Annotated in this window: 22 protein-coding genes; 7 read left to right on the top strand and 15 right to left on the bottom strand. The window is 63.3% G+C overall.

The features are described from left to right. Positions 1-62: 62 nt before the first annotated feature. A complete protein-coding gene (locus AC3FOF_RS03580; RefSeq protein ID WP_488725795.1) occupies positions 63-500 on the top strand; it encodes an Rrf2 family transcriptional regulator in 438 nt (145 codons plus the stop codon). Positions 501-717: 217 nt separating this feature from the next. Here the strand turns inward: AC3FOF_RS03580 and AC3FOF_RS03575 are convergent, their stop codons facing one another. From AC3FOF_RS03575 to AC3FOF_RS03550, 6 genes are read right to left on the bottom strand one after another with little or no spacing between them, the layout of a single operon-like run. Next, positions 718-1,545 (bottom strand): SDR family oxidoreductase, encoded by an 828-nt coding sequence (locus AC3FOF_RS03575; RefSeq protein ID WP_488725794.1) that lies wholly within the window; start codon positions 1,543-1,545, stop codon positions 718-720. Between the two features lie 23 nt (positions 1,546-1,568). Next, the gene (locus tag AC3FOF_RS03570) at positions 1,569-2,153 is read right to left on the bottom strand and encodes an NAD(P)H-binding protein (protein WP_488725793.1); all 585 of its coding nucleotides are present in this window, start codon (positions 2,151-2,153) and stop codon (positions 1,569-1,571) included. Between the two features lie 22 nt (positions 2,154-2,175). After that, the gene (locus tag AC3FOF_RS03565; RefSeq protein WP_488725792.1) at positions 2,176-2,916 is read right to left on the bottom strand and encodes an SDR family oxidoreductase; all 741 of its coding nucleotides are present in this window, start codon (positions 2,914-2,916) and stop codon (positions 2,176-2,178) included. 44 nt (positions 2,917-2,960) lie between these two features. Further along, the gene (locus tag AC3FOF_RS03560; RefSeq protein ID WP_488725791.1) at positions 2,961-3,944 is read right to left on the bottom strand and encodes an aldo/keto reductase; all 984 of its coding nucleotides are present in this window, start codon (positions 3,942-3,944) and stop codon (positions 2,961-2,963) included. A 19-nt stretch (positions 3,945-3,963) separates the two neighbouring features. After that, complete coding sequence (locus tag AC3FOF_RS03555; protein ID WP_488725790.1) at positions 3,964-4,956, bottom strand: aldo/keto reductase; 993 nt, start codon at positions 4,954-4,956, stop codon at positions 3,964-3,966. An 11-nt stretch (positions 4,957-4,967) separates the two neighbouring features. Continuing rightward, on the bottom strand, positions 4,968-5,381 hold the full coding sequence (locus tag AC3FOF_RS03550) for a (R)-mandelonitrile lyase (RefSeq protein WP_488725789.1): 414 nt from the start codon (positions 5,379-5,381) through the stop codon (positions 4,968-4,970). A gap of 100 nt (positions 5,382-5,481) precedes the next feature. On the opposite strand from AC3FOF_RS03550, the gene AC3FOF_RS03545 reads away from it, so the two are divergent. Beyond that, positions 5,482-6,375 (top strand): LysR family transcriptional regulator, encoded by an 894-nt coding sequence (locus tag AC3FOF_RS03545; protein ID WP_488725788.1) that lies wholly within the window; start codon positions 5,482-5,484, stop codon positions 6,373-6,375. 356 nt (positions 6,376-6,731) lie between these two features. On the opposite strand, the gene AC3FOF_RS03540 is transcribed toward AC3FOF_RS03545, so the two are convergent. The 3 genes from AC3FOF_RS03540 to AC3FOF_RS03530 form a co-directional block, all read right to left on the bottom strand. Then, a complete protein-coding gene (locus AC3FOF_RS03540; RefSeq protein ID WP_276267735.1) occupies positions 6,732-7,100 on the bottom strand; it encodes a nuclear transport factor 2 family protein in 369 nt (122 codons plus the stop codon). 86 nt (positions 7,101-7,186) lie between these two features. Continuing rightward, complete coding sequence (locus AC3FOF_RS03535) at positions 7,187-7,816, bottom strand: glutathione S-transferase family protein (RefSeq protein WP_488725787.1); 630 nt, start codon at positions 7,814-7,816, stop codon at positions 7,187-7,189. Positions 7,817-7,838: 22 nt separating this feature from the next. Beyond that, positions 7,839-8,141 carry an SDR family NAD(P)-dependent oxidoreductase gene (locus AC3FOF_RS03530; protein ID WP_488725786.1) on the bottom strand — a complete coding sequence of 101 codons (303 nt, stop codon included), beginning with the start codon at positions 8,139-8,141 and terminating at the stop codon, positions 7,839-7,841. Positions 8,142-8,231: 90 nt separating this feature from the next. Between AC3FOF_RS03530 and AC3FOF_RS03525 the strand changes: the two genes are divergently transcribed. From AC3FOF_RS03525 to AC3FOF_RS03515, 3 genes are all read left to right on the top strand, one after another. After that, on the top strand, positions 8,232-9,146 hold the full coding sequence (locus AC3FOF_RS03525; protein ID WP_017227250.1) for a LysR family transcriptional regulator: 915 nt from the start codon (positions 8,232-8,234) through the stop codon (positions 9,144-9,146). Between the two features lie 289 nt (positions 9,147-9,435). Further along, a complete protein-coding gene (locus tag AC3FOF_RS03520) occupies positions 9,436-9,939 on the top strand; it encodes a (2Fe-2S)-binding protein (protein ID WP_488725785.1) in 504 nt (167 codons plus the stop codon). Then, a complete protein-coding gene (locus tag AC3FOF_RS03515; RefSeq protein WP_488725784.1) occupies positions 9,936-12,254 on the top strand; it encodes a xanthine dehydrogenase family protein molybdopterin-binding subunit in 2,319 nt (772 codons plus the stop codon). Before AC3FOF_RS03520 ends, AC3FOF_RS03515 begins: the two co-directional genes overlap by 4 nt. Before the next feature lie 326 nt (positions 12,255-12,580). Here AC3FOF_RS03515 and AC3FOF_RS03510 read toward each other — a convergent pair whose 3' ends face one another. From AC3FOF_RS03510 to AC3FOF_RS03490, 5 genes are all read right to left on the bottom strand, one after another. Next, entirely contained in the window at positions 12,581-13,537 is a 957-nt protein-coding gene (locus AC3FOF_RS03510) for a 2-hydroxyacid dehydrogenase (protein WP_488725783.1), read from the bottom strand. A gap of 79 nt (positions 13,538-13,616) precedes the next feature. Further along, on the bottom strand, positions 13,617-14,078 hold the full coding sequence (locus AC3FOF_RS03505; RefSeq protein ID WP_488725782.1) for a type II 3-dehydroquinate dehydratase: 462 nt from the start codon (positions 14,076-14,078) through the stop codon (positions 13,617-13,619). 17 nt (positions 14,079-14,095) lie between these two features. Beyond that, entirely contained in the window at positions 14,096-14,716 is a 621-nt protein-coding gene (locus AC3FOF_RS03500) for a glutathione S-transferase (RefSeq protein WP_488725781.1), read from the bottom strand. 20 nt (positions 14,717-14,736) lie between these two features. Then, positions 14,737-15,735 (bottom strand): NAD(P)H-quinone oxidoreductase, encoded by a 999-nt coding sequence (locus AC3FOF_RS03495; protein ID WP_035812127.1) that lies wholly within the window; start codon positions 15,733-15,735, stop codon positions 14,737-14,739. Positions 15,736-15,807: 72 nt separating this feature from the next. After that, positions 15,808-16,956 carry an ABC transporter ATP-binding protein gene (locus AC3FOF_RS03490; RefSeq protein ID WP_488725780.1) on the bottom strand — a complete coding sequence of 383 codons (1,149 nt, stop codon included), beginning with the start codon at positions 16,954-16,956 and terminating at the stop codon, positions 15,808-15,810. Between the two features lie 411 nt (positions 16,957-17,367). On the opposite strand from AC3FOF_RS03490, the gene AC3FOF_RS03485 reads away from it, so the two are divergent. Then, positions 17,368-18,621, top strand: a complete 1,254-nt coding sequence (locus tag AC3FOF_RS03485) for a flavin-containing monooxygenase (RefSeq protein ID WP_488725779.1) — start codon at positions 17,368-17,370, stop codon at positions 18,619-18,621. Continuing rightward, positions 18,618-18,833 (top strand): hypothetical protein, encoded by a 216-nt coding sequence (locus AC3FOF_RS03480; protein WP_488725778.1) that lies wholly within the window; start codon positions 18,618-18,620, stop codon positions 18,831-18,833. Before AC3FOF_RS03485 ends, AC3FOF_RS03480 begins: the two co-directional genes overlap by 4 nt. Positions 18,834-18,905: 72 nt before the next feature. On the opposite strand, the gene argE is transcribed toward AC3FOF_RS03480, so the two are convergent. Beyond that, the gene (argE, locus tag AC3FOF_RS03475; protein WP_488725777.1) at positions 18,906-20,081 is read right to left on the bottom strand and encodes an acetylornithine deacetylase; all 1,176 of its coding nucleotides are present in this window, start codon (positions 20,079-20,081) and stop codon (positions 18,906-18,908) included. Between the last annotated feature and the right edge of the window lie 15 nt (positions 20,082-20,096).

Genomic DNA, 20,096 nt, shown 5'->3' with positions numbered 1-20,096 from the left:
GTACACAAGAATCTCTACATATCGTAACATCTAAAGTTACTCATTTCCACATTTTCAAAGTTATGCAACGTGATACCCGGCTGGCTCGACTTCTGCACGTACTCATCCACATGCATCTTCGCGGCGGCGCGACCACTTCGGAGACGATCGCGCAGATGCTGCATACGAACCCCGTCGTCGTTCGCCGCACAATGGCTGCGCTACGCGAAGCTGGATATGCAAGGTCTACAGGCGGTCCAGGCGGAGGTTGGGCACTCGCATGCGACCTCAATGCTCTTACGGTGCGAGACGTTTACGTGGCCATCGCGCACACCGCATTGTTCGCGGTCGGCCCGGCTGACGACAATCGCAATTGTCCGGTAGAGGCGGCGGTAAATCGGCTCATCAATGAGGCCTTGTGTTCAGCAGAAAATACGTTGCTTCAACTGTTTGGCGAAAAGCGACTCTCACAGATCGCGCACGACGCAACCGCGTCAAAGTCGGGCAAGATGACGACCTAGTTCGGGGACCATGGAATGGGTATTAATGTGCAAGTCGCGCGGGCTTGCTTGACAACGACTTTTCGGATGAACGGGTGTCAGCTTCCAGCCTGAGGATTCAACCGGTCGATTATCGAACAGGTGACCTTTCCCGCGTCGAGAGGCCGGTACCAACTCGGCCGTCGGGGCTGCGAGGCTGCAATGGCCGCTTTCGACGTAGGAACCGCCCCCCGACTCGCTACTGCGGCGCAAGCGATCCAAACCAGTAGGAAGCGGTAACGCCCCCATCCATCAGAAAGTCACTGCCAGTAATGAAGGAACCATCAGGTCCCATCAGCAGCGCCGCCACGTTCGCAACTTCGTCCGCCGTGCCGGCCCGCTTCGCCGGGCAGCCGTCGATCATCCGTCGATAGCCGGCGCCGCGCGGCCCCGACAGTTCGTCCTTCGCCAGCGGTGTGATGATGATGCCCGGACTAATGGTATTGACGCGTGCGCCGCGCTCACCCCAACGGATAGCTTCATACATGACGCGTAGGGAGTTTCCCCGCTTGGACAACTGATAGGCGTGTAGCGCATCTTTCACTTGATCCAGTTGAAGCATCGGCAGCTTTAGCAGATCTTCGACGGGCGTCGTCGCGAGCGCTTTGCTCTGGTCCGACGTGAGTGGCGGCAGACGATGGCCTGACTGCGACGCAATGACAACTGCCGAGCCACCTTCGGCAATCACTTCGCCGAATTCCTTGAGGACCAGCGCCGTGCCGTATAGATCGACTTTCAGGATCATCTCCGGCGAAGCCTGTGACGGCGAGACGCCGGCCGCGTGGATGAGGCCGTGGACTGTTCCCAGCGACGTCGCTTTCGCAGCGAGCGCTTCGACCGACGCGCGCGACGAAACGTCAACGACTGCCGTCGTGACATCGAAACCCGCTTCGCTGAGCGTACTGGCGGCTGCATCGGCATTCTCCTGACGCAGATCCGCAAGCAGCAGATGCCTTCCAGCGCCCACCCGACGCGCTATGGCCTGCCCGATTGATCCCGGGCCGATAACAACGATAACTTCTTGCATGATTTCCTTCCATGTTTTCCGATTCACCGATCGCTGACGCCAATGCTCTCGCGAACATAGAGATCAGGCGTGGTCGCAATCTGCGCGATCAGCCCCGCAAGGCTGTCGAGCGATATGTCGTGACCCTGAAACGGTTCGCTCTTGCGCGTAATGCTGTAGGGCCCTGCGGGGTCGTGTGTGAACCAGCCAGGTCGCAGGATCGTATAGTCGAGATCGGACGCCTCGATTGCCGCTGCGGAGTCGCGATACGGATCGAGAATGCTCCGGTATTTCTCGCCTGGCACTTCGCGATGGATACCCATCGAGCTAATGAAGATCAGCCGACGAAGGCCGGTTTCATACATCGCGTCGATGATGGTCCGCGCTTGGCGGGCCAGGTCGCCGGCCAGGTTTGCATAGACGACATCCGGCCCTTGCATCGCCCCTCGCAGCGCCGCCTGATCGAGCACATCTCCTTCGACGATTCTGCACCTTCCCGTATCGGGATTCGCAAGCCTGCTCGCCCGACGCAGAAACAGCGTCAACGTGGCGTCAGTCGTCTCGAGCAGCACCCTTGTCGTATTGCGCGCCAACTGGCCGTTGGCGCCGAGGATCAGGATTCTTGTCATTCGAGGTCGTCCCTCATCCGCTTTACAGTTCTTGGGCCGTTGGCCGGAACAGGATTTCGTTCACATCCACGTCCTCGGGTTGCTGGATCGCGAAGGCCACCATGCGGGCGAAGCTGTCGGCGGGGATCGCGAATTTCTCGTAAAAGTCGGCGATGCCTGCGGCTACGTCCGCTTCGGTGACGCTCTGCGGCAGTTCGGACTGCACCGCGCCCGGTGAAATGATCGTCGTGCGGATGTTATAGGGCTTCACCTCCTGACGCAGCCCCTCGGAGAGCACGCGCACGGCAGTCTTCGTGGCGCAATACACCGCGTTGTTCTTGCCGACCTTATGGCCCGCGACCGACGACACGTTAATGATGTGGCCGCTCCTTTGACGCGTCATATGGGGAAGCGCGGCGGCGATGCCGTACAGGACGCCCTTGATGTTGACGTCGATCATCCGGTCCCAATCATCGATCTTTCCGCGCTCCAGAGGCGAGTGCGGCATCAGGCCTGCGTTGTTGACGAGCACGTCGATGCGGCCGTGCTTCGCAACGGCGCCATCGACTAGCGCCTTGACCTGTTGGGCATCGGTGACGTCCGTCTCGACTGCCGCGTCGGCGGGAAGATTGAGCTCGGCGGCGAGAGCCTTGAGGCGATCGACACGGCGAGCGCCGAGGATCAGCTTCGCGCCGTCTGCAGCCAGGCGACGAACAGCGGCCTCACCGAGCCCGCTGCTAGCGCCTGTGATGACGATAACCTTGCCTGCGATGTTTTCTGACATGATGGTCCTTCCCTGCGCCAACCAGCGCGTTGCGTAGATGGGAGTTATTTACCGACGCGCGCCTGCAGATGAGCGGGGTAGCGGTCGCCTTGCACGGGGATGTTTGCGAGCTGGGCGTCGATGTCGCTGAGGTTGCCGGCCGTCAGTTCGATCGCAGCTCCGCCGACGTTTTCTTTTAGTCGATGCAGCTTCGTCGTGCCGGGAATCGGCGCGATCCACGGCCTTTGCGCACGTAGCCACGCGAGCGCGACTTGCGCCGGCGTCGCGCTCAGACTCGTGGCAATCTGCTTGAGCACGTCGACCAGCGCCTGGTTGGCCTTGCGGTTCTCTTCAGAGAAGCGCGGCACGACATTGCGGAAGTCGGATTTGTCGAAGCCGGTGCTTGCGTCAATCGCGCCAGTTAGAAAGCCCTTGCCGAGCGGGCTGAACGGCACGAAGCCGATGCCGAGCTCTTCAAGCAGCGGCAGGATCTCTTTCTCCGGTTCGCGCCACCACAATGAATATTCGCTTTGCAGCGCGGCGACCGGTTGCACGGCATGCGCACGGCGGATCGACTGAACGCCCGCTTCCGACATGCCGAAATGCTTGACCTTGCCCTGTTGAATCAGGTCTTTGACCGCGCCGGCGACATCTTCCATCGGCACGTCAGGATCGACCCGATGCTGATAGAGCAGGTCGATGCGATCCGTGCGCAGTCGCTTGAGTGCGGCCTCCGTCACCGCGCGAATGTTGTCCGGCTTGCTATTGACGCCCTTCTGAACGTCGCCGCCTTCGAAACCGAACTTGGTCGCGATCACAACCTGATCGCGGAACGGCTCGAGAGCCTCGCCCAGCAGTTCCTCATTCGCGCCCTGCGCGTACGCTTCGGCGGTATCGAAGAAGGTCACGCCTTGCTCGAAGGCGGACCGGATGAGTTTGATCGCGTCGGCTTTCTCCGGTGCGGGCCCATAGGCATAGCTCAGCCCCATGCAGCCGAGGCCAAGCGCGGAAACTTCCGGTCCGTTCTTTCCAAGAATACGTTTCTGCATCGTTTCGTCCCTTTCCGGTTTAGCGGTCGATTGCCGCGTTCAACGTGGCTGAGAGCGGCGCGCCCTTGATGTCGATGGTGGCAAAGGCGTTGTCGATCTCGCGCAGATCGCCTGGCGTCAGGAGGAGGTCGGCTGCCGGCAGGTTGTCGTCAAGATGCTCGATCTTCGTGCCGCCGGGGATAGGCACAATCCAGGGCTTCTGCGCGAGCAGCCAGGCAAGCGCAATCTGGGCCGGGGTGCTAGCTTTACGAGCAGCCAGGTCCTTCAGGAAATCGACGACCTTGAAGTTCGCTTCCATCGCTTCGGGCGTGAAGCGCGGGAAATCCTTGCGCAGGTCGTTTGCATCGTCGAACTTCATACCGCGCGTAATCTTGCCGGTCAGGAACCCCTGACCAAGCGGGCCCCAGGCAACCAGGCCGATGCCCAACTCCTCGCAGACCGCAAACTTCGTCTGTTCAGGCTCGCGCATCCAGAGGGAGTAATGGTCCTGGATCGCCGTCACCGGCTGCACTGCGTGCGCCTTGCGAATATTTTCCGCGCTAGCCTCGGACAGGCCGAAATGCAGAACCTTGCCTTCAGCGATCAGGTCTTTGACCGCGCCGGCGACATCCTCCATCGGCACATTCGGGTCGACGCGGTGCTGGTAAAGGAGGTCGATATGATCAGTGCGCAGGCGCTTCAGGGACGCGTCGACCATCCCGCGAATGCGCGAGGGTCGGCTGTCGAGTCCTGTCAAGTCACCCTTTTCGTTGATCGCGAAGCCGAACTTCGTGCACACCCGCACCTGGTCCCGGACCGGCTGCAACGCCTCTCCGACGAGGTCTTCGTTGATGAATGGGCCATAGCCCTCGGCCGTGTCGAACAGCGTGACACCGCGTTCGACGGCTGACCGGATAACCTGCAGGGCTTCGTTGCGCTCAGTTGCCGGTCCAAGCCCAAAGCTCAGGCCCATGCAGCCGAGGCCGATAGCGGAGACTTCCAGTCCGCCCTTTCCAAGAATACGTTTTTCCATCATCCAACTCCTTAACCGCTTACGGTCACGCCGCCCTGGTATTGCTCGTCCGTGACCTTTTCCATCCAGTCGACCGGACTGCCGTCCAGCTTTTCAGCAATGGCGATATGCGTCATCGCCGTGGTGGCGGTCGCACCGTGCCAGTGCTTCTCTCCGGGTGCGATCCAGACGATGTCACCCGATCTGATTTCCTCGACCGGTCCGCCATCGCGCTGGACCCAGCCGTGGCCTGCGGTCACGATAAACGTCTGACCGAGCGGGTGCGTATGCCATGCAGTCCGTGCGCCTGGCTCAAATGTGACGGTCGCGCCCCCAATCCGGGCGGGCGCCTCGCCAGCGAATGGCGCGTCGATCCTCACCGTCCCGGTGAAGTAGTCAGCCGGCCCCGTCGCGGATGGCTGCGAGCCGCATCTGGTGATCTGCATGGGTGTTCCTTGCGGTAGTTGCCTTGACTTTCAATGTAGCAACGCATCTTCCTCCGATAAAGAGCTAAAATCCGCATGAAGTTAGAAGGTGGGCTTATAAATGGCGCGTTCCAATCTATCCGATATCACAGCATTTCTCTGCGTCGCACGCGAGGGCAGCTTCACCAAGGCGGCCGCCAAGCTCGGCGTTTCCCAGTCTGCGCTGAGTCAGACGGTGCGTAATCTCGAAGCGCGGCTCGGACTCCGGCTTTTGACGAGGACAACACGCAATATCTCGCCGACGGAAGCCGGCGAACGGCTGATTCAGTCGGTCGGCCCTCGGCTCGATGAGATTGAGGTCGAGCTGAGTGCGCTCACCGCTTTGCGCGATACGCCGGCGGGCACCGTGCGCATTGCCGCTGGCGAGCATGCGGCAGAACTGCTGCTCTGGCCGGTGATCGAACGGCTTCTGCCTGACTATCCGGACATAACGATCGAAATCGTCATTGACAACGGACTCACGGACATCGTCGAACAACGGCTCGATGCAGGCGTGCGGCTCGGAGAGCAAGTTGCAAAGGACATGGTCGCCGTTCGCATCGGCCCCGACGTGCGCATGGCCGTTGTCGGCACTCCCGGCTATTTCGCCAGGCACTCAAAGCCGAAGACGCCGCAAGACTTGACGGCGCATAACTGCATCAACATCCGGCTGCCAACCGCCGGTGGCATTTACGCGTGGGAGTTCAAGAAAGGAGGACGCGAGTTGAACGTGCGCGTCGAAGGACAACTTGTCTTCAACACCGCGACGATGGCAGTGAAGGCCGCGCTTGCTGGCGTCGGTCTCGCCTTCGTTCCCGAACAACGGGTCGTATCGCAGCTCGCAAGCGGGGAGCTATTGCGGGTGCTATCCGACTGGTGCCCGTCGTTTTCTGGTTTTCATCTGTACTACCCCAGTCGCCGCCAGCCGACTCCTGCGTTCGTCGTCGTTGCCAATGCACTGCGTCAAGGGACGTAGGCTTCCCAGCATCATCAAGTAAGAGAATGACGCGTTTGGCACGGTTCGCCCTCGGGCGACCGCTTTCGGGAGTCGAGCTGCCTCCCGGATGTCGAATAGATGATATGAGCCAATGACGGCTCATAGCCGGGAACGGACCTCGACCGTGGGCACCTCGGGCGACTCTTCCTGGCCGACTTGCGACGCCCATCTGTCGCAGTCGGCTGCCCCTTACCGACCCCTTACCGCCGCTCGCTGACCACCTGCTCAAGGGCACTCGCCAGTAGTTCGCCAACCTTTGAGTGTTGTGTTACGGAACGAAGTGAGCGTTCAGCGAACGGAACTGTTGTGCATCAGACCACCATCCTGCCCTGCGGCTATGCGGGCATGGAGTCGAGGAACACGTAAAGCGCAGCAATCTTCCCATCGCGGACGATGATCACATCCAAGCCCGTATAGTCGGGTGCCTCGCCCCGCGGGCCGGAACCCCAGGCAAGGCGGCCGGCATTGTGAAGCGCCTGAGGTTCGCCGTGTGGGGTATAGGCGAAATGCGGGTGCGTTGCGCGAAGATCTCCGGCGAACTTGTCGAGCGCGTCGTGCCCGACGAAGGTGCCCGGCGGCACATAGAGTACGCAGTCTTCGGTATAGAGCGCTTCGATGGCTGCGCGACGGCGCATTGCGTCGCTTTCGCCGAAGACCTCCTGAAGGTTGCGATCGAGCAGTTCATGGATACGGTCATTCATCATCTTTCTCCTGGGTGATGGACTGAGGACTGCGGACTGAGGATTGAGCCAAGTCACCTTGTGCAGATATCTATCAAGCGGGCGTCGTGCTACTGGGCAAGAGCCAAGGTCTTTGCGATGGCCGTGACGACAGCGGGGCGCGCCGAGATTTCGTCATACCAACGCGCAACGAACGGAGACCTATCGAGGGCCGCACCGATTGCCTGATGGCGCCACACCCACCCGAAGTGAGCGATGTCCGCGATGCTGTACGCGTCGCCCGCAACGTACGGATGACGCTCAAGGCTGTGATTGAGCACACCCAGCGTCCGATCCACCTCCGACAGCGCGCGCGCTTTTGCCTCGGGCTGTGGCGACGGCTGCATCGCGACCAGGAAAGCCTGCAGGAACGCCGGGCCGAGGCCAGAGGCGTGGAAGAAGAGCTGCTCGAAGACTTTGCCGCGCTGGGGGCCATCCTTCGGCAGAAGTTGTCCGGTCTTCTCTGCAAGGTGGACCAGGATCGCGGCGGACTCGCTCAGTATCAGCTCGCCGTCCCCGGGAGCGGAACGGTCGACGAGAACCGGGACTTTCGCGTTGGGATTCATCGCCTTGAAGGTGTCGGTCTTCTGCGCGCCCTGGCGCAAGTTGACGGGAACGAGCCGATAGTCGAGACCGGTCTCTTCCAGCGCGATGGTGACCTTGAGGCTGTTGGGCGTGGCGAATGCGAAAACTTCAAGCATGGTCGTGTCCTTTTTTCCGGAGTCAGGCGCGGCGGCCGTCAAAGCTGATGGGGCCACCACCGAACGCGATCACATGCAGCGAGCCGCCCGCCTCCGTCTTCACGTGCGCGTAGAGGCGCTTGAGATCGCCGAGGTTGGCTGAATCCGCCTGGATACCCGTCGCCTTGGCGCCGATCGCCGCAATGGCGGCGTCGAGTTCAGCCTGGCGGCGGCCGGTCACAAAGACCCGCGCGCCCGCGGCTGCAAAGCGCTTGGCGGTGGCGAGGCCGATGCCGGTTGTACCGCCGGTGACGATGGCAATCTTTCCTTCGAGTCTGCGTTCCATGATGGATCTCCTGTGCGGTGAGACAAATCTATGACGCCGTGCTATTTTTCGAAATAGAAATGAATGCAAACAATCATTGCAGGATTGTCGATGTCGAAGCTACCGGATTTTGAAGGGCTCGCGATGTTCGCGAAGGTCGCCGAGGAGGGTTCATTCGCTGCCGCGGCGACGGCGATGGGCGTTTCGGTCGCCACGGTTTCGCGGGCGGTTACCCGCCTTGAAGAGCGGCTCGGGGGGCGTCTGTTCAACCGCACCTCCCGACGGCTTGCGCTCACGGATTACGGCCATACGCTCGCCGAGCGCGCGGCGAAGCTCTACGCCGATGCTGAAGAAGCCGAGGATTTCGCGCGCGAGACTTCAAGCCGGCCGCGCGGTCTCGTCAAGCTTGCCGCGCCGTTCTCATTCGGCGCTCGCTGGGTTGCACCGCTGCTGCCCGAGTTCTTCCAGACCTATCCGGAGATCTCCGTCGATCTGCATCTCACCGATGCCCAGGCCGATCTGATTGGCGGCGGCTTCGACGCCGCGCTGCGCATCGCCATCCTGGAGGACTCGTCGCTCGTCGCACGTCTCATTGCGCCCGTGCGCCGGTTTGTCGTGGCATCGCCCGCCTATCTGTCCCGCCATGGCCGTCCGCAGCACCCGCAAGAGCTCGGCGCCCACCAGTGCCTGACCTACGCCAACAGAAGCCAGCGTGACGTCTGGCGCTTTACTCACCAGCACGGCGAACAATGCGCGGTCACCCCAGCCGGGGCGTTACGGGGAACGAGCGTGGAAGCGTTGCTGCCCACGGTTCTTGCGGGGCTTGCGATCACCGAGCTTCCTGAATTCGTAGCCACGCAGTACTTCCCGGGCAAGCAGCTTGAACCGATCCTGACCGACTGGCGTTTGCCCGAAGGCGGCCTGTATTTCGTCACCCCCTCCGCCCGGGCAAGACCCGCAAAGGTGAGCGCGCTGGCCGACTTCTTCATCGCCAGGTTGACCACGGCAGAATGGAGCGCAAAGTGATGGGCGCCGCCGTCCAGCCGATCGCCACCCTGGTGGCTTCGATCCTCCCATCCCGCAATCCGGCGAAGCGCATTTCTCCGCCAGCGGCCACGCCACCATCATTCCAATTTCTGGAATTGAGAAATCCCGAAACCGTCATTCCCGCGCCGCAGCGGCCGGGAACACAATGCGCGATGCGCAACGCTGCAGCGACAGCGCTCGCCAGACCCGCAGCCCACGCCCCCGCCACGCGCGAGCGCCCGTCCTGCGCGCCAGCCCCCTCTTTCCCGTTGGACCACCCCACAAAACCATGACAACCATCACGATCAACGGCAAACCGCAAAAGATCGATCTGCCCGACGACGCCCCGCTGCTGTGGGCCGTGCGCGACCACCTGGGCCTGACCGGCACCAAGTTCGGCTGCGGCATGGCGCTGTGCGGCGCCTGCACCATGCATATGGACGGGCAACCCATCCGCTCCTGCGTCACGCCGGTGTCGGCGGCCGTCGGCAAGAAGATCACCACCATCGAAGGCTTGTCGGCCGACAAGATCGGGCAGGCCTTGCAGGCGGCCTGGGAGGAATTCGGCGTACCCCAGTGCGGCTACTGCCAGGCGGGCCAGTTGATGTCCGCTTCGGCGCTGCTGCACGCAAACCCGCATCCGAGCGAGGAAGACATCGACAGCGCCATGAGCGGGAATATCTGCCGCTGCGGCACCTATACGCGCATCCGCGCCGCCATCCAGCACGTGGCGAAATCGAACGTGGCCGCCAAGCCGGCCAGCCAGCCCGCCACCAGGAGGAGCGCCAAATGAGCGGACAAGACTCGCTTGCAGCGCCGGACAACGCCGGCGCCCTGGCATCCGCCGGCCGACGCCGCTGGCTCAAGGGCATGGGCGCCTTTGCCGGCCTGACATTGGCGGTGGGCGTGGACGGCATCGTGCTGGCCGCGGAAGAACCCAAGAAATACGGCCGCGACGGCATGCCCGGCGGCGCCGTGGACAGCCCGCTGGTCTTCCTTGGCATCGGCGAGGACGGCAAGGTGTCGATCGTCTGCCATCGCTCCGAAATGGGCCAGGGCGTGCGCACCAGCCTGCCGATGGTGGTGGCCGACGAACTCGAAGCCGACTGGGCCCAGGTGCTGGTGGTGCAGGCCCCCGGCGACGAGGTCCGCTATGGCAACCAGAATACCGATGGCTCGCGCAGCGTCCGGCATTTCTTCGACCCGATGCGGCGTGTCGGCGCCAGCGCGCGGATGATGCTGGAATCCGCCGCCGCGGCGCGCTGGGGCGTGCCGGCGAGCGAAGTACAGGCCCGCAACCATGCGGTGGTGCACGTACCGAGCGGCAAGAGCCTTGGCTACGGTGCCCTGGCGAAGGATGCTGCCCGCCTGCCGGTGCCGGCACCCGCCAGCCTCAAGCTGAAGGACCCGGCACAGTTCCGCTATATCGGCCGCGACAACACACGCAATATCGATGGCCGCAACATCGCCACCGGCCGCGCGCAATACGGCATCGACGTGCGGCTGGACGGCATGCTGTACGCCGTGGTCGCGCGCCCGCCCGTGTTTGGCGGCAAGCTCGCCAGCTTCGACGCCGCGCAGGCCATGAAGGTGCCTGGCGTGGTCAAGGTGGTCGAAATCGCCGGCAGCCCCGCGCCCGCGATGTTCCACCCGCTCGGCGGCGTGGCGGTGATCGCCACCAATACCTGGTCGGCCATCAAGGGCCGCGAGGCGCTGAAGATCCGCTGGAACGATGGCCCCAACGCGGGCTACGAGTCCGGCGCGTTCCGCGCCACCATGGAGAAGGCGGCAAGCCAGCCCGGCAAGGTGGTGCGCAACCAGGGCGACACCATGACCGCGCTGGCCGGCCCGGGCAAGCGGGTCACGGCGCAGTACTACCTGCCGCATATCGCGCACGCCACCATGGAACCGCCGGTGGCCACCGCACGCATCGCCGGCGGCAGGTGCGAGGTATGGGCATCGGTGCAGGCGCCGCAGGCCACGCGTGAAACGGTGGCCGGCCATCTCGGCCTGAAGCCCGAAGACGTCACGGTGAACGTGACGCTGCTGGGCGGCGGCTTCGGCCGCAAGTCCAAGCCGGACTTCGCCGCCGAAGCCGCGCTGCTCTCCCGGGCCATGGGCGGCAAGCCGGTCAAGGTGACCTGGACGCGCGACGACGACCTGCATCACGATTACTTCCACACCGTCTCCGTCGAGCATATGGAAGCCATCTTGTCCGCCGACGGCCGCGCGCAAGCGTGGCTGCACCGCACGGCAGCTTCCACCATCGGCTCGATCTTCGCCGCCGGCGCCAGGAACGAGGCACCGTTCGAGCTGGGCATGTCCGCGGTGAACATGCCCTTCGATATTCCCAACGTGCGCGTGGAAAACCCCGAGGTCGAAGCACATACGCGCATCGGCTGGTTCCGTTCGGTTTCCAATATCCCCCACGCCTTCGCCGTGCAATCCTTCGCGGCCGAACTGGCCACGGCTGCCGGGCGCGATCATCGCGACTACCTGCTGGCCTTGCTGGGACCGGACCGCCGCATCGACCCCGCGCAACTCTCCGACGCCTGGAACTACGGCGAATCGCCGCAGCAGTATCCGCTCGATACCGGCCGCCTGCGCAGGGTGATCGAATTGGCCACGCGCGAGGCCGGCTGGGGCAAGACGCTGCCGAAGGGCCGCGGCCTGGGGCTGGCGGTCTGCTACAGCTTCGTGACCTATGTGGCTGCGGTGATCGAGGTGGCGGTCGACAAGGACGGTGGCATCAGCGTCCCTCGCATCGACGTGGCGGTGGACTGCGGGGCGCAGATCAATCCGGACCGCATCCGCTCCCAGGTGGAAGGCGCCTGCATCATGGGCATCAGCCTCGCCACCACGGGTGAGATCACCTTCAAGGACGGGCGTGTCCAGCAGGACAACTTCCACCAGTACGAGGTGATGCGCGCATCGTCGGCGCCGCGCCAGATCCATGTGCACCTGGTGCCGGGCAAGTTCGATGCGCCGCTAGGCGGCGTCGGCGAGCCGGCCGTGCCGACCATCGCGCCGGCGCTGTGCAACGCGATCTTCGCGGCTACCGGCAAGCGGATTCGTGCGTTGCCCATCAGGGAGCAGTTGAAGGCTTGAGGCTGAGCGGCAACGCATCGCAGAAAGCCCATCCATGACCAGCGGAAGGCCGGAACCCACACATTGCGGTCGAGATTCCATTTGCCTTCCGCTCCCGATGCTCTCATCAGCCGAGCTCCCGCTCCCTGAGGTCAGCCAAAGCACAAAGCGCAACATCAGTGGCAGAACGCGCCTGCGCCACTTGATATGCTCCTGCTTCGATGCGCCACTGCCCGGAGAGCACGACAATGGAATAGCGTAAAGCCGGAACTTGTTCCTTTCGCTGGCGTTCAGCGAAAGGAGCTTGACTGTCGCGATGACACCCTGCGCCGGACGTAGTCCATACCTCAATATCCGCGTGCTGGATCGATGATGTTGTCCGGCGATTCGTCGGCGGAAACGCGCATAATATTTTCCGCAATCTGTCTTGCCGCCGATGACGGAATCGCCACCGAAGCCAGGTGGGGTGTGATCAGCACATTGGGCATGCTCCACAGCGGATCCCCGGCAGGCAAAGGTTCGCGCTCGAAAACGTCCAGGGTTGCCCCGCCGATGTGGCCGCTTTGGAGCAGGTCCGTCAGCGCCGCCTGATCGACCAGTGCGCCCCGCGCAACGTTGATGAAAGCCGCGCCTCGCGGCAGCCGCTCGAGTCGCGCCCGATCCAGGATGCCAGCCGTCTGCGGCGTGAGCGGCAGCATCACGACGACAATGTCCGCCTGTCCGAGCACGGTGTCGAGCGTTTCCAGTCCGGCAAAGCACTCCACGCCTTCGATCTGCGCCGGGCTGCGCGACCAGCCGATCACCTTGAGCCCCTGGCGCTGCAGTTCGTGGGCCGCTTTCGCGCCCAGCTGACCGAGCCCCAGAACCGCCACGCGGGTGTCTTCCGGAGAACGGGGATGACGGTAGGCCCACTCGCCCCGCCGCTGCGCCTGCTCGAAGTACGGGATGTCCCGGGCGTGCCGCAGCACAGAGAACAGCACGTACCCCGCCATCATGCGCGCCATCTGCGGGTCCGTGAGCCGTGTGATCGGAATGCCTTGGGGAAGATCCTGCCGCTGAACCAGTGAATCAACCCCCGCCCCCAGGTTGACGATCAGGCGCAGGTTCGTCATCCCGGTAAAAAAATTCTCCGGCGGTTTCCAGGCGAGCGCGTAGTGAATATCGGCCGGCCGGGTAATTTCGCTGGAGTGAATGACCTTCAGATTCGGGAGCTGGGCCTGGAGCGCACGCTTCCACGTGTCGAAATCGTCGAATGCGCTGTAGAAGGCCAGCGCGCCCGAGGGGGTGTCTTCAGAAATTGGCATCTTGGCAACCGCATTGAGAAAAATGGCGAGGACGGCAGCGAGAGTACATCTTGCTGCCGTTCCGCGTGCGCATGGGAAATCAGACCGCTGCCCTGCCCTTCTGCACCAGCCGCGTGACGGCCTCGATGGCAAATTCGTAGCCGTCGCCGCCCAGCCCGGCGATCACGCCATCCGCCACCTTGGAGATGTAGGAGTGGTGGCGGAACGGCTCGCGCTTCCAGATGTTGCTCATATGGGTTTCGACGATCTTGCCGGGGAAAGACAGCAAGGCATCGAGGATCGGAATCGACGAGTAGGTCAGGCCGGCCGCATTGACGATGATGCCGTCCGCCACCCCACGCGCTTCCTGGATCCAGTCGACCAGCTGTCCCTCGTAGTTCGACTGCAGAAAGCGCAGGTCGGCATTCAGGGACGCGGCCTTTTGCTCGCATCGTGACTGCAGCACCGGAAAGCTGTCGCTGCCGTACGTCTTGTTGGCGTCCAGGCCATAAAGATTGGCGTTGGGGCCGTTCAGGAACCAGATGGTGATCTTTTCGCTCATGTTCCAACCTCTGTATCTCAACCTTCGCGGGGGCGCGTGGCCTGCATGGCGGGCAGGCTTTGGAAAGCCTCATTCCAGCGTGCCGCGTTGCCGTATTGGGCGCGCCAATCGAATTCGGGAAACCGGAAGTCCAGATACCCCAGCGCGCAGCCGATGGTGATTTCACCGATGGTGGGCTGTACTTCCACCAGGTCCGGTGCGATGGCGTCGATTGACTCGAGGCAGGCGCTGACCTTTGTCAGCAGCGCTTCGCGCCACGTGGGCCACTGGACTTCTTCGGGGCGCGCCGTCCGTTCGTAGCGCGCGAGCAGCGCGGCGTCGAGCAGGCCATCGCCGAGCGCCTGGCGGGTCAGGGCCGTCCACCGCGCGAGGCCGGAGGCGGGAAAGATGTCCGCGGCGTCTGCCCGGCTGGCCAGGTACTCGCAAATCACCCGGCTGTCATAGATGGCCTGGCCATCTTCCAGGATCAGCGTCGGGACCTTGGCGAGCGGGTTGTGGGCCGCGATGCGCGGGTCGCGCCGCACCGGATGGGCGGCGCTGTCCAGCAGCTCAATGTATCCGGCCTGCCCCGTCAGGTGTGCGCAGACCATGACCTTGCGCACGAATGGCGAGGTCGGAGCGAAAAGAAGTTTCAGCATGCTTTGTTGGATGACAGGCTCTAGGGGATCAGGACCAGTTTGCCGAAGACCTTGCCGCTTTCCAGCATCTGGTGGGAAGCGACCGCCTCCGCGAGCGGGAAGGTGGCGTGGATGCGCGGCTTGACCCGTCCGTTTTTCAGCAGCGGGATGACATGGCGGGCAATGCTCTGGGCCATCCGGGTCTTTTCTACATGGCTCTGGGGGCGCATGGTGGACGAGTGCAGGCTCACCTGGCGCTGCATCAGCGTCAGCAGTTCGACATTGACCGCCGAACCCTGCATGAAGGACAGGCTGACATGGCGGCCGCCGAAGGCCATGGCGGCAAGATTGCGGCGGACATAGTCGCCGCCGACGATGTCGATTACCACGTCGACCCCGCGCCCATCGGTGTACTCCAGGCAGGCCTCGGTGAAATCGGTGGTGGGCCAGCAGATCGTCGCATCGGCGCCCATGGCGCGCAGTTCCGGAAAACGGCTTTCGTCGTTGTCCGTGACGATGACGGTTGCGCCGGCGGCATGCGCCATGCGGATCGCGAGCGTGCCGATGCCGCCGGCTGCACCGTGGATCAGGACGGTTTCGCCCATGGCCAGGCGGCCCAGCTCGAACAGGTTGTGCCACACGGTGAACAGCCCCTCGGGCAAGGCGGCTGCCTCGACATCGGAAAGCGTGCCGGGCACGATGAAGGACTGATCGACCGGCGCCGTACACCACGGCGCATAGCCGCCGCCGGGCACCAGGCTCATCAGCTGCTGACCCATCAACCGGCTGTCCACCCCGGGACCGCAGGCGACCACTTCGCCGCAGACTTCCAGGCCGAGCACGTCGGTGATGCCGGGCGCGGGCTTCGCGATACCTTGACGCTGCATGATGTCGGGCCGGTTGACGCCGGCGGCGAGCACGCGCAGCAGGACTTCGCCAGCACCGGGCTCGGGCATGGGGCGCTCGGCCAGCGTTAACACACTGGCGTCGCCGGGTTCACGGGCGATGATGGCTTGCATGGAGAGGGGGAGACTGGTCATGGGTGTGTTCTCTCAGGCTGCGTTGTCTGACGCGTTGTGCTGTGCCTTCGCGTTGCGATCTTGCATCTGTTCTTACGTCCGCTTCCGCGGACTGAAAATGCTGACACCCTCATCGGGCAGCGCAAGTCCCGCGACCGAGCCGATGGGCCATTGCTGCATGGCGCTCAGGCCCGCACTGCGCACCGTGACGACCTGACGGGCCGTCATCGGAATGTCCACGTCGATGAACGTATTGATGTGATCGCCCTGGTAGACGTGATTGATCACCGTGCCGCTCAACACCGATTCGGCATGCAGATGCTCAAGCTTGATGTGCTCCGGGCGCACGTACACGTCCAGCCTTTCCCCGTCGTGCGATGCGTCGGCCAGGCGGGCATGCGGGACGCTGATGAGGCCCGAGCCCAGGCGCAGTTGCACGTCCGTTGCCGTCTGGCCGTGATAATGCGCCGGCAGGATGTTCACGTCGCCCAGGAAGGACGCCACGAACGGGTCTTGCGGGTTCTGATACAGATCGGCCGGCGACGCGATCTGCCGAATGATGCCGTTCGACATCACCGCGATCCGGTCGGACATGGCCAGCGCCTCGCCCTGGTCGTGGGTGACGAATACCGTGGTCAGGCCCAAGCGGCGCTGGATTTCCCGGATCTCGACCTGCATGGCGCCGCGCAGGTTCTTGTCCAGTGCCGAGAAGGGCTCGTCCAGCAGCAGTACCTTGGGCTGGATCACCAGCGCCCGCGCCAGCGCCACGCGCTGCTGCTGGCCGCCCGAGAGTTCGCGGGGCTTGCGGTGCCCGAGGCCGTCGAGCTTTACCAGGTCCGTCACCTGCTTCACGCGCTGTGCGATTTCGTCCTTGCCCACGCCCCGCATGCGCAGGCCATAGCCGATATTGCGCTCGACGGTCATGTGGGGAAAGAGCGCGTAGTTCTGGAAGACGATGCCGATCTGCCGCTTGTGCGCCGGCTCGCACGTCACCGGCTGGCCATCGATGAAAATCTCGCCGGTGTCGGCTTCCGCAAAGCCGGCGATGAGGTTGAGGAGCGTCGTCTTGCCGCAGCCGGACGGGCCCAGCAGGGTGAGGAATTCCCCGCGCCGTATCTTCAGCGAGAGCTCGTGCAGCACGGTGTGGTCGTGATACTTCTTGACCACCCGTTCAAGGCTGACGGCGGTATCGGGCTGTGCGTGGTGTTGCTGTGCGGCAGGCTCGGCGTTGGCTACGTTCATAGTTGTACGGGGATTGAGGAGTATGCCGTGCTCCAGGCTTGGGCCCAATGACATCGAGGCCGAGCTGGTACTGGCAAGCAGGATAAGGCAAACAGCCGGAATCGGGACTTTGCCGAAACTGATGCGGCCCCTCGGAAAAAACGAAATGCCCGTTTTCAGGCGCAGGCGGCACGGATGAGACGGCCCGGAACGCCTTGTGGTGCGCGCGTGCGGGGGGCGGTGCTGCACCCTTCGTCCGGCGCTTTGCTTTTTCCTAAGTCCTGAGTTTGAAAAACGTGATTTTCAAACGATGTGGGCTTCATCAAACTGGCCACCGTCGATGAGCGATGTCTCCTGGGCGCCAGTACGCCTTGCTGTCGATGCTTCCGTTCCGGGGCGACCGACCGGGGCGATTATTTTTAGGAAATTCAAATGTCAGTGGAAAAAATCAACACCGTGGTGGTCGGTGGTGGCCAGGCGGGCATCGCGATGAGTGAGCATCTCGCGCACATGGGTGTGCAGCATGTCGTGCTGGAACGCAGCCGAATCGCAGAGCGCTGGCGCTCGGAACGTTGGGATTCTCTGGTCGCGAATGGACCGGCCTGGCATGACCGTTTTCCCGGGATGAAATTCGAGGGCATTTCGCCGGAGGCCTTTCCGCCGAAAGAGCGCATGGCCCAGTATTTCGAGGGCTACGCCGCCATGCTGAAGGCGCCTGTCCGTACCGGCGTGGAAGTCAAGCAGGTGGAACGGCATCAAGGGCGTCCCGGCTTCAGGGTAACGACTTCCGACGGTATCATCGAGGCAGACAACGTCGTTGCCGCAACCGGTCCGTTCCAGACGCCGGCCTATCCGAAGATCGTGCCTGAGAGCGAAAAAATCCAGCAGCTGCATTCCTCCTCCTACAAGAATCCGGGCCAATTGGCGGAAGGCGCGGTGCTCGTGGTGGGCGCGGGCGCTTCCGGCTCGCAGATCGCCGAAGAGCTGCGCCAGGCCGGCAAGACGGTTTATCTCTCGGTCGGCGAGCATTACCGCCCGCCGCGCGCGTACCGTGGCCGTGACTACTGCTGGTGGCTGGGCGCGCTCGGCCTGTGGGATGAAGTGAGGATCCGGCCCAAGAAGGCGCACGTCGCTTTCGCCGTGAGCGGCTATGAAGGCGGCAAGACCGTCGATTTCCGGCGCCTGGCGCACGCGGGCATCAACCTGGTCGGCCTGACCCAATCCTACAAGGATGGCGTCATGACGTTCGAGCCAGGCCTGCCCGAGAACGTCGCCGAAGGCGACCGCGCCTACTTCGACGTGCTGCGCGAAGCGGATGCCTATATCGAAGAGAACGGCCTGCCGTTTCCGCCGGAACCTGACGCCTGGGAGCTGCTGCCGGACCCGGAGTGCCTGAAGAACCCGATCCTCAGCCTCGACCTGGCCGAAGCCGGCATCACCACGATTCTCTGGGCGACCGGTTTCAAGTTTGATTTCAACTGGCTGAACGTGAAGAATGCCTTCGACGAGAAAGGCGATCCGTTCCACAAGCGCGGCATCTCCGCAGAAGGCGGCATCTATTTCCTGGGCCTGCCGAATCTGGTCAACCGGGCGTCGTCCTTCATCTATGGCGTCTGGCACGATGCGAAATACATCGCTGACCATATCGTCCTCCAGAATGGCTATATGACGTATGAGCGGTCTTGAGCCTGTTCTTCAAGCTGTTCTTGAGGCTGCACGGTGACCTGCCATTGGTAACGAGGTTGCACGGACGAGCTGCCGGATCGGGTGATCCGGCAGCTTTTTGTTTTTTCAAGGGAGTTCCCACGGCCGCGATGACGTGCATTGAAGACCTGCGCAGCCTGGCGAGAAAGCGCGTGCCGCGCATGTTCCATGAGTGTCTGCGGCCGCGTGCCTAGCCAGAACCGCTTCGCTTCAATTTGATGGCGTCTCTGAGGCGTCCGGGCCGAAGCTGGCCTGGACGCCAGGATTCATTGACAGAGAAACTCCACGAGGCCGGCCAGCATGCGGTCGCAGGCTTCGATCTGCGCCAGCTCCACATACTCGTCGGCCTTGTGTGCGACTTCAATGCTCCCAGGCCCGCAGATCAGCACTGGCGTTTCGCTCCAGCTCTGCTGGAACAATCCACCCTCGCTGCCATAGTCCACCTTGGTGCATGGGGTGCCCGGGGGGAGCAGCGAGGCGAGCAGGCCGACAGCGGGCGAATCCTCGCGGGTGTTCAGGCTGGGATAGCTGTTCGTCATCTGGATGTCTGGCAAGGGCGCCGCAGGATCCAGCGCCTCATTCTTGACGCGCTCGGCCAGGCGTTCCAGGACGCGCTTCAGGATCTCCTCGGGTTTATCTTCCGAGACGTTGCGAATCTCGAAGCCGACTTCGCATTCGCTGGGCACGATGTTCAAGGCGCGGCCGCCTTGGATGAGGCCGGCGTGGACCGTGCTGTAGGGCACGCCGTAGCCCTCGTCGCGCGGGCCGCTTTCCGCCAGTTCACGCTGCACGTCCCGCAGGGATGCGACGAGGTCGCTGGCCATGTGGATGGCGTTGAAGAACCTGGGCGCCAGGCCTGAGTGGCCGGCCTGGCCGCAGCAGACGGCCCGGTAGGCAGCCTTGCCCTTGTGACCGGTGCCGATCCGCATCAGGGTCGGCTCGCCGACAATGCACAGGTAGGGTGCGGGGAGGCTGTTCTCCAGGCGGCGCAGCAGGTGGCGCACGCCAACGCAGCCGATTTCCTCATCGAAGGACAGCGCTAGCTGCAAGGGGCGCTGGAGCGGCCGCCGAGCGGCTGCCACCATGGCGGTGACGGCGCAGGCCACGAAGCCTTTCATGTCGGCTGTGCCGCGTCCGTAGATGCGGCCATCCCGGTGCGTTGCCTCAAAAGGGGGCGAAGTCCAGGGCTGGCCTTCCACCGGCACCACATCGGTATGGCCGGAGAGCAGGACGCCCGGAACGCCCACCGGACCGACCGTTGCAAACAGATTGGATCGGCTGGGGTCTTGCGGGTCGGGCGCGAGCATCGATTCGATGCCGGCTTGCGCCAGGATGTCCTGGACCTTGTGGATGAGCGCGATGTTTGGCGTCAGGGAAACCGATGCGAAAGAAATGAGCGTCTCCAGGAGCGGGACGCTTGCGGAGGAGGTTTGATTTTCCATCTCTGGCCATTTTGT

The organism is Cupriavidus sp. 96C5-1, from assembly GCF_057798855.1.
Note: the sequence above shows the minus strand (reverse complement) of the source record. Positions and strands in the feature narration are given on the sequence as shown.

Bases quoted from the DNA above. Each gene is read 5' to 3' on its own strand.
- AC3FOF_RS03570 (WP_488725793.1), bottom strand. From the start codon at position 2,153: ATGACAAGAATCCTGATCCTCGGCGCCAACGGCCAGTTGGCGCGCAAT.
- AC3FOF_RS03535 (WP_488725787.1), bottom strand. From the start codon at position 7,816: ATGCTTGAAGTTTTCGCATTCGCCACGCCCAACAGCCTCAAGGTCACC.
- AC3FOF_RS03495 (WP_035812127.1), bottom strand. From the start codon at position 15,735: ATGACCAGTCTCCCCCTCTCCATGCAAGCCATCATCGCCCGTGAACCC.
- AC3FOF_RS03580 (WP_488725795.1), top strand. From the start codon at position 63: ATGCAACGTGATACCCGGCTGGCTCGACTTCTGCACGTACTCATCCAC.
- AC3FOF_RS03545 (WP_488725788.1), top strand. From the start codon at position 5,482: ATGGCGCGTTCCAATCTATCCGATATCACAGCATTTCTCTGCGTCGCA.
- AC3FOF_RS03555 (WP_488725790.1), bottom strand. From the start codon at position 4,956: ATGGAAAAACGTATTCTTGGAAAGGGCGGACTGGAAGTCTCCGCTATC.
- AC3FOF_RS03485 (WP_488725779.1), top strand. From the start codon at position 17,368: ATGTCAGTGGAAAAAATCAACACCGTGGTGGTCGGTGGTGGCCAGGCG.
- AC3FOF_RS03525 (WP_017227250.1), top strand. From the start codon at position 8,232: ATGTCGAAGCTACCGGATTTTGAAGGGCTCGCGATGTTCGCGAAGGTC.
- AC3FOF_RS03500 (WP_488725781.1), bottom strand. From the start codon at position 14,716: ATGCTGAAACTTCTTTTCGCTCCGACCTCGCCATTCGTGCGCAAGGTC.
- AC3FOF_RS03510 (WP_488725783.1), bottom strand. From the start codon at position 13,537: ATGCCAATTTCTGAAGACACCCCCTCGGGCGCGCTGGCCTTCTACAGC.
- AC3FOF_RS03530 (WP_488725786.1), bottom strand. From the start codon at position 8,141: ATGGAACGCAGACTCGAAGGAAAGATTGCCATCGTCACCGGCGGTACA.
- AC3FOF_RS03540 (WP_276267735.1), bottom strand. From the start codon at position 7,100: ATGATGAATGACCGTATCCATGAACTGCTCGATCGCAACCTTCAGGAG.
- AC3FOF_RS03550 (WP_488725789.1), bottom strand. From the start codon at position 5,381: ATGCAGATCACCAGATGCGGCTCGCAGCCATCCGCGACGGGGCCGGCT.
- AC3FOF_RS03490 (WP_488725780.1), bottom strand. From the start codon at position 16,956: ATGAACGTAGCCAACGCCGAGCCTGCCGCACAGCAACACCACGCACAG.
- argE (WP_488725777.1), bottom strand. From the start codon at position 20,081: ATGGAAAATCAAACCTCCTCCGCAAGCGTCCCGCTCCTGGAGACGCTC.
- AC3FOF_RS03565 (WP_488725792.1), bottom strand. From the start codon at position 2,916: ATGTCAGAAAACATCGCAGGCAAGGTTATCGTCATCACAGGCGCTAGC.
- AC3FOF_RS03505 (WP_488725782.1), bottom strand. From the start codon at position 14,078: ATGAGCGAAAAGATCACCATCTGGTTCCTGAACGGCCCCAACGCCAAT.
- AC3FOF_RS03560 (WP_488725791.1), bottom strand. From the start codon at position 3,944: ATGCAGAAACGTATTCTTGGAAAGAACGGACCGGAAGTTTCCGCGCTT.
- AC3FOF_RS03515 (WP_488725784.1), top strand. From the start codon at position 9,936: ATGAGCGGACAAGACTCGCTTGCAGCGCCGGACAACGCCGGCGCCCTG.
- AC3FOF_RS03575 (WP_488725794.1), bottom strand. From the start codon at position 1,545: ATGCAAGAAGTTATCGTTGTTATCGGCCCGGGATCAATCGGGCAGGCC.
- AC3FOF_RS03520 (WP_488725785.1), top strand. From the start codon at position 9,436: ATGACAACCATCACGATCAACGGCAAACCGCAAAAGATCGATCTGCCC.